Source organism: Streptomyces sulfonofaciens (genome assembly GCF_014656295.1).
In the GTDB taxonomy this organism is placed as follows: domain Bacteria; phylum Actinomycetota; class Actinomycetes; order Streptomycetales; family Streptomycetaceae; genus Streptomyces; species Streptomyces sulfonofaciens.
Window position 1 is genome coordinate 94,709 of the sequence record NZ_BNCD01000021.1, and the last position, 15,249, is coordinate 109,957.

The 15,249-nt window shown below is 71.6% G+C and carries 12 protein-coding genes and 1 pseudogene; 9 read left to right on the forward strand and 4 right to left on the reverse strand.

Going from position 1 to position 15,249, the window contains the following annotated elements; all coding sequences use genetic code 11:
* The first annotated feature begins 74 nt into the window (after positions 1-74).
* Positions 75-944, forward strand: a complete 870-nt coding sequence (locus IE313_RS27765) for an SDR family NAD(P)-dependent oxidoreductase (protein WP_189936977.1) — start codon at positions 75-77, stop codon at positions 942-944.
* Between the two features lie 397 nt (positions 945-1,341).
* Here IE313_RS27765 and IE313_RS36495 read toward each other — a convergent pair.
* Both IE313_RS36495 and IE313_RS27770 read right to left on the reverse strand, forming a co-directional pair.
* A pseudogene (locus tag IE313_RS36495) lies at positions 1,342-1,597 on the reverse strand (hypothetical protein); the annotation flags it as partial.
* A complete protein-coding gene (locus tag IE313_RS27770) occupies positions 1,588-2,676 on the reverse strand; it encodes an alcohol dehydrogenase catalytic domain-containing protein (RefSeq protein ID WP_189936979.1) in 1,089 nt (362 codons plus the stop codon). The gene IE313_RS27770 and the pseudogene IE313_RS36495, both read right to left, overlap by 10 nt.
* A 101-nt stretch (positions 2,677-2,777) precedes the next feature.
* On the opposite strand from IE313_RS27770, the gene IE313_RS27775 reads away from it, so the two are divergent.
* Entirely contained in the window at positions 2,778-3,713 is a 936-nt protein-coding gene (locus IE313_RS27775; RefSeq protein WP_189936981.1) for a LysR family transcriptional regulator, read from the forward strand.
* Between the two features lie 157 nt (positions 3,714-3,870).
* On the opposite strand, the gene IE313_RS27780 is transcribed toward IE313_RS27775, so the two are convergent.
* A complete protein-coding gene (locus IE313_RS27780) occupies positions 3,871-4,518 on the reverse strand; it encodes an NAD(P)-dependent oxidoreductase (protein ID WP_189936983.1) in 648 nt (215 codons plus the stop codon).
* Between the two features lie 87 nt (positions 4,519-4,605).
* Between IE313_RS27780 and IE313_RS27785 the strand changes: the two genes are divergently transcribed.
* Together IE313_RS27785 and IE313_RS27790 are read left to right on the forward strand one after the other, a co-directional pair.
* Complete coding sequence (locus IE313_RS27785; protein WP_229925010.1) at positions 4,606-4,989, forward strand: winged helix-turn-helix transcriptional regulator; 384 nt, start codon at positions 4,606-4,608, stop codon at positions 4,987-4,989.
* A gap of 244 nt (positions 4,990-5,233) precedes the next feature.
* On the forward strand, positions 5,234-5,374 hold the full coding sequence (locus IE313_RS27790; RefSeq protein ID WP_189936986.1) for a hypothetical protein: 141 nt from the start codon (positions 5,234-5,236) through the stop codon (positions 5,372-5,374).
* A gap of 435 nt (positions 5,375-5,809) precedes the next feature.
* On the opposite strand, the gene IE313_RS27795 is transcribed toward IE313_RS27790, so the two are convergent.
* Positions 5,810-6,262 (reverse strand): winged helix-turn-helix transcriptional regulator, encoded by a 453-nt coding sequence (locus IE313_RS27795; RefSeq protein WP_189936988.1) that lies wholly within the window; start codon positions 6,260-6,262, stop codon positions 5,810-5,812.
* A gap of 198 nt (positions 6,263-6,460) precedes the next feature.
* Here IE313_RS27795 and IE313_RS27800 point away from each other — a divergent pair, with 198 nt between their 5' ends.
* The 5 genes from IE313_RS27800 (at position 6,461) to IE313_RS27820 (ending at position 15,164) form a co-directional block, all read left to right on the forward strand.
* On the forward strand, positions 6,461-7,315 hold the full coding sequence (locus tag IE313_RS27800; RefSeq protein ID WP_189936990.1) for an enoyl-CoA hydratase/isomerase family protein: 855 nt from the start codon (positions 6,461-6,463) through the stop codon (positions 7,313-7,315).
* A gap of 180 nt (positions 7,316-7,495) precedes the next feature.
* Positions 7,496-8,407: an alpha/beta hydrolase gene (locus tag IE313_RS27805; RefSeq protein ID WP_189936992.1), complete on the forward strand. Its 912-nt coding sequence runs from the start codon at positions 7,496-7,498 to the stop codon at positions 8,405-8,407.
* Between the two features lie 399 nt (positions 8,408-8,806).
* Positions 8,807-9,631 carry an enoyl-CoA hydratase/isomerase family protein gene (locus IE313_RS27810; RefSeq protein ID WP_229925011.1) on the forward strand — a complete coding sequence of 275 codons (825 nt, stop codon included), beginning with the start codon at positions 8,807-8,809 and terminating at the stop codon, positions 9,629-9,631.
* A 758-nt stretch (positions 9,632-10,389) separates the two neighbouring features.
* The gene (gene ctaC / locus IE313_RS27815; protein WP_189936996.1) at positions 10,390-11,355 is read left to right on the forward strand and encodes an aa3-type cytochrome oxidase subunit II; all 966 of its coding nucleotides are present in this window, start codon (positions 10,390-10,392) and stop codon (positions 11,353-11,355) included.
* 395 nt (positions 11,356-11,750) lie between these two features.
* Complete coding sequence (locus IE313_RS27820; RefSeq protein WP_229925012.1) at positions 11,751-15,164, forward strand: protein kinase domain-containing protein; 3,414 nt, start codon at positions 11,751-11,753, stop codon at positions 15,162-15,164.
* Positions 15,165-15,249 lie beyond the last annotated feature (85 nt).

The following is a 15,249-nucleotide window of genomic DNA, read 5'->3' on the forward strand; positions in this document are numbered from 1 at the left end:
ACAGTAAACGGACATTGTGTCCGCTTACCGTTCCTACAGTTCGGCGCTGTGTTATCACCGTGAGGAGTCATGCCGTGGCATCAGCCGGCAGGAAACTGGTCGCCGTCGTCACCGGCGCCAGCCGGGGCGCGGGCAAGGGCATCGCCGAAGCGCTCGGCGAGACCGGAGCGACGGTCTACGTGACCGGACGCTCGCGGCGCGACGAGGACTCGCCGTACGGCGGGTCCGTGCGGGCGACCGCCGAGGGGATCACCCGCGCGGGCGGCACCGGCGTTCCTGTCGTCGTCGACCACGCGGACGACGCGGCCGTCGGGGAGCTGTTCGCGCGGATCCGCTCGGAGCACGGGCGCCTGGACATCCTGGTGAACAACGCGGCACTCGTCGCCGCCCCGGCTCCCGGCGGCTTCTGGGAGCGCCCGCTGTCCGCCGCCGACCTGCTCACCGTCGGCCTGCGTTCGCATTACGCCGCCGCCTGGCACGCCGCGCCGCTGCTCATCGCCAACGAGCGGGGCCTGATCGTCAACACCGGCCACTACGGAGCCGTCTCGTACCACCAGGGCCCTGCGTACGGCGCGCAGAAGGCGGGCGCCGACAAGATGGCCGCCGACATGGCGAGGGAACTGCGCCCGTACGGCGTCGCCGCGCTGTCGGTCTGGATGGGCAGTCTCGACACCGAACGCGTCCGTGCCCATCTGGAGACGCTGGCACCGCAGCAGCGCGCCGCGCTCCCGCCGAGCGAGTCGCCGCAGTTCACCGGGCGCGTGATCGCGGCGCTCTACGCCTGCGAGGCGCTGATGGAGTTCTCAGGACGCGCGGTCATCGGTGCGGAACTCGGCGCCTATCTCGACGTCACCGATATCGACGGCAGCCGGCCGCGCTCCCGGCGGCACGACCTGGGCGGCCCGCCGGAACTCCACCACAGCCTGCGGCCGCAGGCGTCATGACCCCACGCCCGGCGGGCTTCTCCGACCACTTCGCGCCGGCGCAGCTCCTCACGGAGACCGCGCGGCGCATCGGCACCGGACACGCGGTCACCGTCCGGGCACTGTTCACCGAGGACGGTGCCATGCGTCTCGGCGGGACGGAACCGCGCGGCCGGGGCGCGATCCGCCTCCGGGGCTCCGCACGCCCCGCCCTGCGGACCCGGCACGTACACCTCCGCGAAGCCGCTGGTGCATCCGGTGCGACGGCTGTGTCCCGGGGCGTGTCCGACGTGCCGTAGGCACGTGGCCGTGGCCGCAGACGGAGGCCAGCGGGTTCGCGGGGCCCGAGGGGTGCCTTGGCAGGAACCCGCCCGCGGACGGGTCGTGAAGTGAGCGGGCACGCGGGTTCCCCGGCGCGCGACTGGATGCCTTCGCGGGCGACACGGATGCCGATCCGCCCGCCGCATGGCCATCGTCGAAGGTCAGTATGGTCGTATGCCTGGTCGGCGTGGAGTTTGCGGGCCTTTCGGCGCCGGCCGTTCCCGGGTCGTGTCTCGTTTGATCCGGTCGAGCAAGGCATCGTGCGGCCCTCCCCACGGGCCGGCTCTGGACCGGATCGGGGACCGGCGATGCGCGGTGGACTTCGATGTCCCAAAGCACCTCGTCAGCCGGCGGACGGGGTGAGGCTCGTGCGGTCGAACGGGCCACCGTGCGCGGCGGCGTACGCGACGGCGTCGTTGACGGCATCGAGGCCGAACGACCTGACCCGTTCGGGGGCGAGGTCCAGCGTGCCCGCGGCGAGGAGCCGGATGATGCCCACGTTGGCGGTGCGCGGGTACATCCACTGCCCGCGCACGGTGATCGAGTTGCGCATGATCCATGGGTACGGGAGTGCGAGGTCGTCGCCACCGAGCATGCCGACACCGCCCATGAGGACGACGCGGCCGTACTCGCGCACGGTCATGGCCGCCGCGCGCGACACCGAGCTGGGTGCGCTCGGCGGGAGCAGGTCGATCACCATGTCGATCGGGCCGTCGGCCGCCGCGGACATCGCCGCGCGGTCGGTGGCCTCGTCCCCGGTCAGCGGGACCGGGCGCAGCCGCGGACCGAACCGGTCGGCGAGCAGGTCGAGCGCCGAACGGTTGCGGCCCGGGGCGACCACGCGGCCCGCTCCCATCGCGAACGCGACCGCGACCGCGCTGCTGCCGAGGTTGCCGGTGGCCCCGCTGACGAGCAGCGTCTCGCCGGCCGCGAGCCCACCTGCCAGCAGCCCGCCGTAGGAGATGGCGTGCACGGTGAGTGCGGCCCAGCGGGCCGGATCGTCCCCTGCCGCGGTGGGCAGCGGGAAGACGTTCTCCGTCGGGACCCGCATCAGCTCGGCGAACGAGCCGTCGTGCAGGTACCGGGCGAGCCGCGCGCCGCCCTCGCCGCGCGAGCTCCAGCCCTGGAGCGTGATGTCGGGCGTCAGGGCGTCGTCCCGCGAGCGCACCGTCGGGTCGCACCACACCAGGTCGCCGAGGCGCAGCCGGGTCGCGTCCGGGCCGACGTGGATGATCCGCCCCACGCCGCCGACACCGGGCACGACAGGAGGAACGAGCGGGTAGTTCCGCTTGCCGCTGAGGACTTCGGCCGCGTAGGGCGCCACGCCGGCGGCGAGGACCTCGACCACCGCCTCACCGCTCCCCGCCTCGGGGTCGGGCACCTCCCGCACCGTGAGGGGGGCGCCGAACTGCGTCAGAACTGCTGCTCGCACGTGATGACCTCCGTGTTCGTCCTTGCTCGTGCGATCGACACTAGGAGCCGGGCGAGCATGCGGGAAGCGATGATCTGACATCTGTGGTATGCGTATACCGCATGGACATCTCCAGCGCGGGGCTGCGGGTCCTGCGGCAGATCGCCGAGTCCGGCAGCTTCACCGCGGCAGCCGCCCGACTCGGCTACACGCAGTCGGCCGTCTCACGCCAGGCCGCCGCCCTCGAACGCAGCGCCGACGCCACCCTGTTCGAACGCCGCCCGGACGGGGTACGGCTCACGCGCTCCGGATTGATACTGCTGCGGCACGCCCACACGGTCCTCGCCTCGCTCGCAGCGGCCGAGCGCGAGCTCACCGACACCGTCCCGCGGACCGAACTGGTGCGGCTCGGGGTAGTCGCGAGCGCGGGCGCGGTGATCCTTCCCGCCGCACTCGCACACCTCGCGGCGGCCGACCCGCAGATCACGGTCACCACCAGCGAGGGCAACACGCCCACCCTGATGCGGGCGTTGCGCGCGGGCGCGCTCGACCTCGCCGTGCTGACGTCCCGCCCACCCCACCGGCCCTTCGACGGCGACTCGCCGCGCCTGCACGTCCAGACCGTCGCGGACACCGAACTGGTGGTGGCGGTGCCCGCGACCGCGGAGTTCGCCGGACGCACCACGGTGCACGTCGACGAGCTGGTCGACGCCGCGTGGATCGCCACCCCGTCATCGGACTCCGAGCCGCTGCTCGGCGTCTGGCCCGGGCTGCCCGGACGGCCTCGCGTCATCCACTCCGCACGCGACTGGCTGACGAAGCTCCAACTGGTCGCCGGCGGCTTCGGCGTGACGACGGTGCCGTCCCGGCTCTCACCGGTGCTGCCGCGCGGGGTGAGCCTGCTGCGCGTCGACGGCGCACCCCCCGAGATCCGCCGGGTGCTCGTGGCACGCCTCCCCGGCCACCCCGCCCCGGCGATCACGGCCGTCACCCGAGCGATTGCTTCGACCATGCCCGACAGCACCTTCCGGTCGTCCGGACGGCCGCGCCCCGGGTGATCGGTGCGGCGCGGCACGACCGGATGCAACCGGCTCCACTCGCGTTCCCAGCTCGTCCGACACGATTCGCGGCGGGTTGCCCACCCCTCCTCACGTCCGGGCCGACGTGCCATCGGGCACGCATGTGCAAGGCCGAAGACGCCGTTGTGTGGGGGGCTCAGTGGCCGAGGTTGACCTGTGCCCTGTGGTGGTCGCCCTTCTCGATCAGGTCGACGAGCCCGAGGGCGTAGTCCGCGGCGGAGATCGCGCCGCCGTCCTCGGGCTGCACCGCGACGTCGTCGCCGAGCCGATAGCGGCCGAGTCGTTCGCCGGGCATATGTGCGCCGAACCTGAGCGCCGGGCTCACGAAGACCCAGTCGAGTGTCGCGGGCGTGGCCGGGAGGTCCTCGATGATGAGCGCCGCCCCGGCGCGGATCTCGTCGTGGAACTCCGCGGGGATGTCGCCGAGGTCGGTGACGAAGCGAGCCGCCCCGGGCGCGGGGCGCAGCGACGAGTAGCCGCCGACGATGAACAGGGTTGCGCCTGCGGCATCGGCCAGACGCGCCAGGGTGCCGTAGACCTGGCGGAAGGTGCCGGCCAGTGGTCCGCGTGGGGCCAGCGCGCCCACTACGGCGTCCGCGCCCTCAACGGATGCCGAGAGCGTTGCTTCGTCGGTGGCGTCGCCTTGGACATAGGTCACGTTCGGGATTGGCCCTTCGGGGAGCGAGCGGCTCAGTGCGGTGACCTGGTGACCGCGGCCAGCGGCCTCCGCGACGATGGCCGAGCCGGCGTAGCCGGTACCGCCGATGACGGTAATACGGGACACGGGATGCCTTTCACGGGACGGGTGGCGTCGAACGACGCGCCGCGATTACCGTATGAGCGCAGCCTCCCTTTCGGAAGAAGGCACTTTGTGGTAACCACCCGGGACGAGTCGGTGCTCCGCGGCAGCCCCTACCGCGCGGACTGCCCGACCCGCCGCATCCTCGATCGCATTGGCGACCGTTGGACGGTGCTCATAGTGGTTGCCCTCTCGGACGGCAGCGCCCGCTTCTCGGAGTTGCGCCGACGCATCGAGGGCGTCTCGCAGAAGATGCTCACCCAGACCCTCCGCGGGCTCGAACGGGACGGGCTCGTAAGCCGCACCGTCCATCCCGAAGTGCCGGTCCGCGTCGAGTACGCGCTCACCGAGGCGGGCCGCACCCTGCGCGAGCCGCTGCGCGCGCTGGAGGAGTGGTCGGTCGCACACCTCGGCGAAGTGTCAGCGTCGCAGGAAGCCTACGACCGTACGCATTGACCCGCTCCCGGCCCGCCATGGCCCGCAGGTGGCAGGAGTCGGCTGCGGCACGGGTGAAGTCCGGCAGTCCCGCGCCGCGCAGCTCGAAAAGCACCAGCTCGTCCAGCCGTTGCCGGACCCCGGCCCCCGTCCCTGGCGGTGGTGGACGTTGAACGACAAGCCCAGACATGGTGGCGCCGCTGACCAAGCAGTGGCGCGGTCGCCCTCCGGGGCGACCGGAGGAGGGGCACTCTTCGCTCCTGAGGTGGCCGCCTGGCTGGAGCGGGTCGTCGGCCGGGCCCGGGCCGCAGCGCTCGCGGCACGACCCGCACCGGTCGTGCACCCGCTCGACACGCCGGCCGTTGACACGGTGCTGGTGGTGCGTCCTGACACCGTGCCCTGCTGACGGCTCGCGGAGCCGGCGAGTCCGCAGGGCGCCTTCCGCCGCAGGGCGCTGTCCTGGCGGACCGACCCGGTGGGCCAAGGCCGGCCGCTCAGAGGACTGCGGCCGCCGGTCGGCGAGCCCACCGGTTTCGGAATGGTGCTCGCCCCGTCGAACAACGGCGTCGTCCATGACGCCGGCGATTCCTCCGAGAAGTCGATCGGACCCGGCCGGCGCGAGCAGGCGACGCACCTCCGCACCCGGCCGGTCCGCCGGCGCCGTCGAGCGAGGCGCGCCCACAGGTCCGCGCCCACCGTCCGGTGACGGAGTTCATGCACGGCATCCGCACTCCAACAGGTCCCCAGCACCACCGTACGGCTCGTGACGGAGCTGGATGTGCTGGACCGGACCGGCACGCCTCACAGCGATGCGGACGCACGACTCGGCCGCCGAACGAGGTCAGGCGGCTCCAGAGGTGGTCTGGATCTCCACGTCGTCGACCGAGAGGACGCGCCCGTCGTGGGCGCGCATCTCCAGTGGGGCCACGGGCTCGCCGTCCCGGATGTCGACCAGTTGGACCCGCTCCTCCTCGTCGTCGAAGAGATACCCCTCCCCCCACTGGCGCAGCGCCGTCAGGACGATCCGGAGGGCCTTGCCCTTCTCCGTCAGGCGGTACTCGCGGTACGGGCTCCCGTCGGAGGCCGGACCGGTCGCCATGACCCCGGTCTCCACCAGCTTGGCCAGCCGGGCACTGAGGATGTTGCGCGCACATCCCAGGCTGCGCTGGAAGTCGCCGAACCGGCTCACCCCGTTCATGGCGTCCCGGACTATGAGCAGCGACCACCAGTCGCCGATCTCGCCGAGCGACCGGGCGACCGGGCAGGTCGCCCCACTGAGATCCGTCTTCCGCATGGGCGCATCCCTCCCTCACCCGTATGAGGGTTTCGACTTTAAACCATGCAGGGCGGTCGCCACAGGGCCGCCGTCACGCCCTCCCCTTGCCGCAGGTCCGCCCGGCACCTCCAGCCGGGTAGTTGCGTTTTTAAACCACACATGGTCATGATGGGGCCCTCGGCGCCCCGCCAGGGCCCACCGACGGAGGAATCCGACATGCCCGACGATCTTCCCCCGCAGACGGAGTCCGTCCTCCTGCGTGCCGACGGCGGCGTCCTGTACGCGACGCTCGACGCCCCGCCCCTCAACCTGGTCGGACCGGAACTCGTCCGCGACCTGGTCAGCCTCATCGGCTACCTGAGCGGCCCCACCCCGTTCCAGGCGGTGGTGTTCGACAGCGCCGACCCCGACTTCTTCATCCCGCACGTGGACATGACCAAGATCCCCGAGTACACCGCCGAAGCCGCCAAAGCCGGCGGCCCGGGCGACGCCTCGCTCGGCATGCTCTACCAGCGTCTGAGCCGACTGCCGGTCGTGACCATCGGCAAGCTGCGCGGCCGTGCCCGCGGCGCGGGCAGCGAGTTCCTGCTCGCCTGCGACATCCGCTTCGCCTCACGGGAGAACGCGATCCTCGGCCAGCCCGAGGTCGGCCTCGGGGCCCCGCCCGGCGCCGGCGCCGTAGAACGCCTGTCCCGCCTCCTGGGCGCCGGCCGCGCCCTGGAGGTCCTCCTGGGGGCCGACGACTTCACCGCCGACACCGCCGAGCGTTACGGCTGGATCAATCGCGCCGTGCCCGACGACGAACTCGACGCGTTCGTCGAACGCTTCGCCCGCCGCGTCGCCGGCTTCCCCGCGGACGCCATCGCCGTCACCAAGACGGCCGTCACCCGCATCACCGGGCCCTCCGACGAGGAGATCCGCGCCGCAGCCGTCGTCTTCCAGCACCTGATTCGCGAAGGCTCGGTCGCCCCCCGCACAGCTTGGCTACTGCAGCAGGGCCTGCAGACCCGCGGTACGACCGAGCTGGAGCTGGGCGAAGCGATCGCCGCCATCGGCCCCCACCAGCCCTGACGCACACCGTTCTCCGCCCCTGCCGGCCCCCGCGGCCGCATCATCGCGAGACCCCCCACCCACCTCGGACCGCCGTGCTCCCGCAACCGCTCGCCGGGCACGGCGCCACGGGAGTCATCTCCCCTGGCCAGGTCGCGGCATGACAGCGCCCTGGCCGCAAGCCTGGAAAAGGACCTCACCATGACCCAGCGCATCGATGTGCGCATCCCCCTGCCGGACGGTACGAAGCTGGCCGCCTGGTTGTTCCTGCCCGACGAAACCGAGCGGCCGCTGCCCGCCATCACCATGGCCCACGGTTTCGGCGGCACCCGCTACCACGCCCTCGAACCCATCGCCCGCCGCATCAGCGAAGCCGGCTACGCCGTCCTCCTGCACGACCATCGCAACTTCGGCGACAGCGAGGGTGCTCCCCGCCAGGACATCGATCCCCACCAGCAGATCTCCGACTGGCGTTGGGTGATCACCCACCTCGGCACCCACGAGGAAGTCGACGAGCAGCGCATCGGCATCTGGGGCTCCAGCTACGCGGGCGGACACACACTCGTCCTGGCCGCCACCGACCGCCGCATCAAGGCCGTCTACGCGCAGGTCCCCACCGTCAGCGGCTACGAGACCGGCCTGCGCCGCGTCCCACCGCACGAGGTACGCGCCCTGGAAGAGCGGTTCAACCAGGACGAGCGCGACCAACTGACCGGCAAGCCACCCGTCTACGTGCCGTTCGTCGACGCCGACCCCGCCAACCAGGCCTCCTACCGCCAGCGGGAAGCGGTCGACTTCTATCTGAACTGGGCCCCCGAGGACAAGTGGGCCAACGAGGTCACGCTCCAGTCCAACCGCCGCGCCCGCGCCTACGAGCCCGGCCTGTGGCTGCCGCGCATCGCCCCCACCCCGCTGCTGATGCTCGTGGCCACCGACGACGACGTCGCTCCCACCGACATCGCACTCGCCGGCTTCGAACGCGCTCGTGAGCCCAAGAAGCTTGTCTTCCTGGAGGGCAACCACTTCTCGCCCTACGTCCAGCAGTTCGAATTCACCACCTCGGTCGCCATCGACTGGTTCGACACCCACCTCAAGACCACGCACAAGCAGTAGCAGCAAGGGCAGGCGCCACACAGGAGTCGATCGACCGCCCCTCGGGCGTCGGGGCGGCCATCTCCACCACGGCGAGCGTGTTCGAGTTCCCCGAGGCGGTGCTCGCCCGCCACCCTCGCCGCACCGGCCCCGGCTCGCCCTGGGGGACGGCCCGTGGTGTGCGCACCGGCCCCGTCGTCGCCCGCCGCCCGCTCGGTCAGCCCTGGCGCCGAAGGTTCCTCAGCCGCACCGCATATGACGGATGTCCGTGCCGCTGTGGAGAAGCGCACGGCCGACACCGCTCCCGGGGAGCGCGACGACCGCCTCCACTCCTGACGCGGCGCTCACCCACCCCGCATGGAAACGCCCGAACCGAACCACTCACCACCAACACCTGTTTACGCCCTGAGGAGGGTACCCGTGGAGCTCGCGCTGGAGGCAGGCACCAGTGAACTGGACGACGGCGTCCTCACCGTCACGTTCAACGCGCCGCCGCTCAACCTGGTCGGCCCCGAGGTGGTGCACGACATCGTGGCCCTGCTCGACGCGGCCCAGTCACCTGACATCCGGGTCATCGTCTTCGACAGCGCCGACCCGGACTTCTTCCTGGCCCATCTCGACGTGGCGAAGGTCCGCCAGTACACCGCCGAGTTGGAGAGGGCGACGGGCCCGTACCACTCCGGGCTGGGCGCCCTCTACAACCTGCTGAGCACCGCGCCCGCGGTCACCATCGCCAAGGTCCGCGGCCGGACGCGCGGCGCGGGCAGCGAGTTCGTCCTCGCCTGTGACATGAGCTTCGCCGCCCGTGAGAACGCCGTCTTCGGTCAGCCGGAAGCCGGCCTCGGACTCATACCGGGCGCAGGCGGCCTCCAGCACCTGGCCCGGCTGCTCGGCCGGCACCGCGCGATGGAGGTCGTCCTCGGCTCCGTCGACGTGGACGCCGACCTGGCCGAACGCTACGGGTGGGTGAACCGGGCCCTCCCGGACGCCGAACTCGACACCGTCGTGGACGAGCTGGCGCACCGGATCGCTCGATTCCCGGCGGACGCCGTGATCGCCAACAAACAGGCGATCAACGAGGTGACCCTCGCCGACACCAATACCATCATGAACGAGAAGCGCATCTTCCACGGCCTGATCCGCGGCGCCACCGTCCAGGAGCGCATCGCCCGGCTGACGGAGCGTGGGTTCCAGTCCCGCAGCCAGTGCGAACTGGACCTCGCCCACGAACTCGGCAACCTCTGACCACCCGCCGGATGCGTACCGGCGGCGGACCTTGCGGCAGCCGCCGCCGGACCCCGCCGGGCGGGGCGGCCGGCGGCCCGATGCGGCCCTCCGCGGCCGGCCGGCCACGGGTGGCGGCAACGGCTGCGGCGTCGCCGCGGCGGGGAGCGCCACCTCTCGCGGGGTCGGCCCGTCTCACGGCGCACCAGCGGAGCGGAAGGGGTGGGCGGGCACGTCGGCGAGGCGCCAACGGGACACGTCGCCGACGCTGTCGTCACAGAGGTGGCCCATGGAACCGCAGGCCGACCCCGCGTTCCTGGCGGCATGAACCCCCCTGTTCGGCGACCCGCGACGTTACGTACCGCCACCCGTCGCAGACACCGCGACCCGCCGCACGATCATGGAAGCGATCCGCGCGGAGCTCGACCTGGCACACTCCGAACCGGACGGTGGTCGAGGTGTACCGGGCCTACAGATGCGGCCTCCTCCAGCCGTATCGGCGACCCGCGACATGCGGAACCGGTTCCTGCCCGGCCCAGCGCCTCGACGCCCTGCTCATCCACACCACCCGGGGCCCCTGCTCGCCCCGGCGGCGCAAGGGAAAGGCGCGCTTCTGCTTACCCCGCGGACACGGCGCGTTGGGCGCCCTTCTGGCGTCGACCTCAGTAGCATCTGTCCATATAAGTACCTGTATATACAGTTCGCGTCAAGGTCGGCGACCACAGCGAGACGGTAGCGGCCGACCTTGTACCGCGGGCCGAGACTCGGGAAGGCGCAACGTGAGTCCCAACGGCTGTGACCGCTCACCGCGGCGCCGGATGCGCCGGAAGTTGCTCCAGGCTGTGGCCGCGGGTCCGGTACTGGCGACCACCGGTTGCACATGGCAGGACTTCCCGCGCCTCGGGATGCCCACCCCGGCCACGGAAGAGGCGCCGCGGATCCTCTCCCTGTGGCAGGGATCGTGGGCGGCCGCGCTCGCCGTGGGCGTTCTGGTGTGGGGCCTGATCCTGTGGGCGGTCATCTTCTACCGGCGCGGCAGGACCAAGGTGGAGGTCCCCAACCAGACCCGGTACAACCTGCCCCTCGAGGCGCTGTACACGATGGCTCCGCTGCTCGTCGTCGCGGTGCTCTTCTACTTCACGGCCCGGGACGAGTCGAAGCTGCTCGCACTCTCGGAGAAGCCGGCTCACACCATCAACGTGGTCGGCTTCCAGTGGAGCTGGAACTTCAACTACATCGAGAACGTGGACGGCAGGGCCGATACGGGCGACGCGAGAGCCGACCCGAACCTGCGCATCGTTCCGGACAGGTTCAGCCGTGCCTTTCCCGCGGGCGCCGAAGGCGTCTACGACATCGGCACCCCGGCCACCCGCAACCCGCAGACCGGCAACCCCGGCCCGACCCTGTGGCTTGCCGAGGGCCAGAAGGTCCGCTTCATCCTCACCTCACGTGACGTCATCCACTCCTTCTGGGTCCTGCCGTTCCTGATGAAGCAGGATGTCTTCCCCGGCCAGAACATCAACGTCTTCGAGGTGACGCCCAACCGGGAGGGGACCTTCCGGGGCAAGTGCGCCGAGCTCTGCGGCCTCGACCACGCCCGGATGCTCTTCAATGTCAAGGTCGTCTCCCCGGCACGCTACCGCCAGCACCTGAGGGAGCTGGCCGCCCGGGGGCAGCGCGGCTACAACCCCGCCGGCATCGAGACCAGCGACGCGGCCAGGAACGACGAACCACGCAAACTGTGAACACCGTCCGTGAGCACCGCCCCTTGCGGCAGACGCGGACGGCCTGCCGGACGGCGGTGGGCCGGTCCGTCTGCGACGGTAACTGCTGCTTGCATCCCGGTTGGTCACCAAGACGGCGATCTCCTTCAGCGGGCTCCGCCGGGGGCCGCAGGACCAGGTGCGCACGCATGGCCGGGTCCTTCACGCACACGGCGGCGATCAGGCAGCGCATCATCTCGGCGAAGGACTGAACGGCGCGCTCCCGCACCCCCGCGGCGATCCTGAAACGTCGACACCAGGATCGACGCCGTCACATACTGATCCCCGTTCGACTCTGGCAACGGGGTCTGCTGCCTCCATGCCTTCCAGGACAGCGACTTCTGCCGTCACGAGAGGGAATCGCAGTGCACGCACCTATGCCGCCGGCCGTTTGGGCGACCGGCGAGACCGTCGACGGCCGCTACCGGGTGATCGGTGAGCTCGGCCGCGGCGGGATGGGCGTCGTGCACCGGGTACGTCATCTCGCCTGGGGCATCGACATGGCGGTGAAGAGTGCGCAGCCGGCGCTGTTCCGGAGCCCCGGCGATCAGGAGCTGTTCGTCAGGGAGGCGGAGGCGTGGGTGTCCCTCGGGCTCCATCCGAACGTCTGCGCCTGCCATTACGTGCGGGTGCTCGACGGTGTCCCCCGCGTGTTCGCCGAGTACGTCGACGGCGGGAGCCTGGCCGAGTGGATCGGCGACGGGCGGCTCCACGCCGGGGATGCGCGGCAGGCCCTTGCCCGTGTGCTCGACACGGCAGTCCAAGTGGCCCGTGGGCTTGAGCACGCTCACCGCGCAGACCTGGTGCACCAGGACGTGAAGCCGGCCAACATCCTGCTCGACGGCACGGGCGCCGCGAAGATCACCGACTTCGGTCTTGCCCGGTCCAGAGCCACCACGGCCCCGGCTGGTCGCCAGGTGACGCCGGGTGTCAGCGTGCTGGTTCCGTCCGGCGGCATGACGGTCGGCTACGCGTCCCCGGAGCAGCTCGCGGGCGAGCGGGTGGGGCGGCGCAGCGATGTCTACAGTTTCGCGGTCTCGATCCTGGAGATGTTCACCGGCGGTGTGTACTGGGCCGCTGGTTCGGTCGCGGGTCTGGCGCTGGAGGAGTACCTGGCCGACCCCTCGAATCCGGTTGCGGCGCCACCGGAAGTCGCCCACCTGCTCCGGCGCTGCCTGCGGCAGAACCCGGCCCACCGGCCGGCCTCGATGGCGGACATCGCGGATGTACTGACCGGGATCTACGAGCAGGCCATCGGCTCGGCGTATCCTCGTCCCACGCCGCAGGCCGCCGACCTGCGCGCCGACGAGCTCAGCAACCGTGGCCTGTCGCTCCTCGACCTGAACCGGGCCGCCGACGCCGAGCAGGCCTTCGGCCAGGCGCTCGCGGTCGACCCGCACCACGTCGGGGCCGTGTACAACGGTGGCCTGTTCCGGTGGCGTACGGGGGCGATCACCGATGGGGAACTCGTCGCCCGGTTGGAGGCGGTCCCGCGCGGGTCCGGCGCGTCGTCCTGGCAGGTGCCGCTGTTTCTGGCCCGGGTCCACCTCGAACGCGGCGACCTCGCGGCGGCAAGCGACCTGCTCGACGCCCTCGCGCGCGAACGGCCCGACGACACCGACGTACGGGCGGCGCTGCGGGTGGCGGCCTCCGGAACCGTGGTCGATGCCCGCCACACCGGTACCCGTGTGTTTCGCGAGCCGTTCGCGTTGCCGTTCGCGCCGGTGGAACTGCTCGCCCGGCACGAGGTGACGGGCTACCTGCCGATCCGGTTCACTCCCGACGGACGCCTCGCACTGAGCGGTCACTGGGACGGCGTACTCCGGCTGTGGGACACGGCGACCCGCGCACAGCGGTTGGCGGTCGAGGGCCACGGCACACAGGTGCTCGGCGTCGATCTCGCCCCTGACGGCTCGTACGCACTGTCCACGAGCCGCGGCGGCACGGTGCGGTTCTGGGATCTCAGGGCGGGCAGGTGCACCCGCGTCATCCGCTCCGCCGCACGCGCCACGGGGTGCCCGGTCAGGTTGAGTGCCGACGGGCGCATCGGTGTGTGGCAGGGCGTGGACGGGCGCGTCCAGATCTGGGAACCACGGACCGGGACCTGCCGGTGGTCGCTCGGGGCAGCACTCGAGGACGGCGCCCTGGACGGCTCGCAGTACGAGGTGAGCGCCGACGGGCACCATGTGCTCACCGCCGAGGAGGACGGGGCGCGGCTGTGGAACGTGGCCGATGGCCGGTGCCGGGTGCTGGCCGCCGGCTCGGCGACGCATGCCCTGTGCTTCAGTCCCGACGGGCGGATGGTCGCGGTGGCCGGCGAGGACCGGGTGATCCGGTTGTGGGAGGTGGGGGACGGCCGGCAGGTCCGTCAGTCGCGTACGTTGACGGGACTGACCGCCGCGGCCGGTCACCTGGCCTTCGGCGCCAGCGGGCGGCTGCTGCTGTCCGGAACGACCGGCGACCACACCGTTCAGGTCTGGGAGCTGAGCAGCGGCCGGTGTCTGCGGACCTTCACCGCCCACGCGTACGGAATGCACCACGTCGGATTCCCGGACGACGACGACCGGTTCGGCTGTTCCGTCGGCGGGCATCCCGAACTCGCCATGCACCGTTGGCGGTTGCCTGACACCGAGTACGCTGCCGAGCCGCACGTGATCAGGCCGCGCGAGCACGCGGAGGTCAGCCGGCTCGGCGGACTGGCCGACGAGCTGCTCGCCGACGCACGCCAGGCGTTGTCGGACGGCCGACGCCGGTCAGCGTTCGGGCTGTTGAGCCGCGCACGAGAGATACCGGGATACGAGCGCGCGCCCCAGGTCCTGGCCGCCTGGCACGAACTGGGCCGCTCGGCGCGCCACGTACGGCTGCGCTCCGCCTGGTCGCGGCCACTGGACGCCGGCCACCTCTCCTTCGGCGCCATCACGGCGATCGGTGTCGCCGGGGGTGTCCGGCTCGCCGTCAGCGGGCAGAGCGACGGCACCGTACGGATCTGGGACCTGGACAGCGGCGCGTGCACGCACGTCCTCGACGATCACCCGGGCAGGGTGGGCGGGGTGGCGTTGAGCGACGACGGCCGGCACGTCCTGTGCGAGGGCACCAGGCCACTCGCGATCATTCGGCGGCGACTGGCGGACGGCGAGTGCCGTCGGCTGACCCCGGACTGGGACATGAGGCGGACCATCAGGTTCACCGGCGACGGAAGGTACGCATGGTTCGGCAGCGGCGACGGTGTCCTGCGCCGATGGGACCTGGACGACGACTGCTGCGTCGCGACGATCGGCTCGAACGGGCCGGTCAACGCGATCTCCACGTCCGCGGACGGACGGCTCGCGGCGGTCGGCGACTGCAACGGCGTGGTCCGGCTGCGGGATCTCGGCACCGGAGCCTGCCTGCGGACCTGGACCGGCCCCCGGGAACCGATCCTGTCCGCGTGCCTGAGCGCCGACGGCCGCCTGGCCATGTCCACACACCAGGTCATGTCCTCGGGTGCCAAGGACGAACCGATCCGGCTGTGGGACGCCGGTGCCGAGCGGCCCGTACGCGAGTTCGCGGGGCACGAGGGCTGGGTCTCCGCCGTGCGGTTCACACCCGACGCCCGGTTCGCCTTCTCGGCCGGCCACGACGGATCCGTACGGATGTGGGACGTCGCCACCGGCCGATGCCTGCACGTGCTCGAAGGCCACCGACAACGCATCCGGCACCTCGAACTCACCCCCGACCTGCGCAACTTGGTCTCGGCGGGAGACGACGGCATCCGGCTCTGGGACCTCGACTGGGAGCTGGCGGCCGACTGAGCGGAGCGGGATGCGTGAGGCCGCGCGCCCCGGCGCACTGGGCCACCATCGGCGGCGAAGCCCCGACGGGTGGTTCCTTCGACGT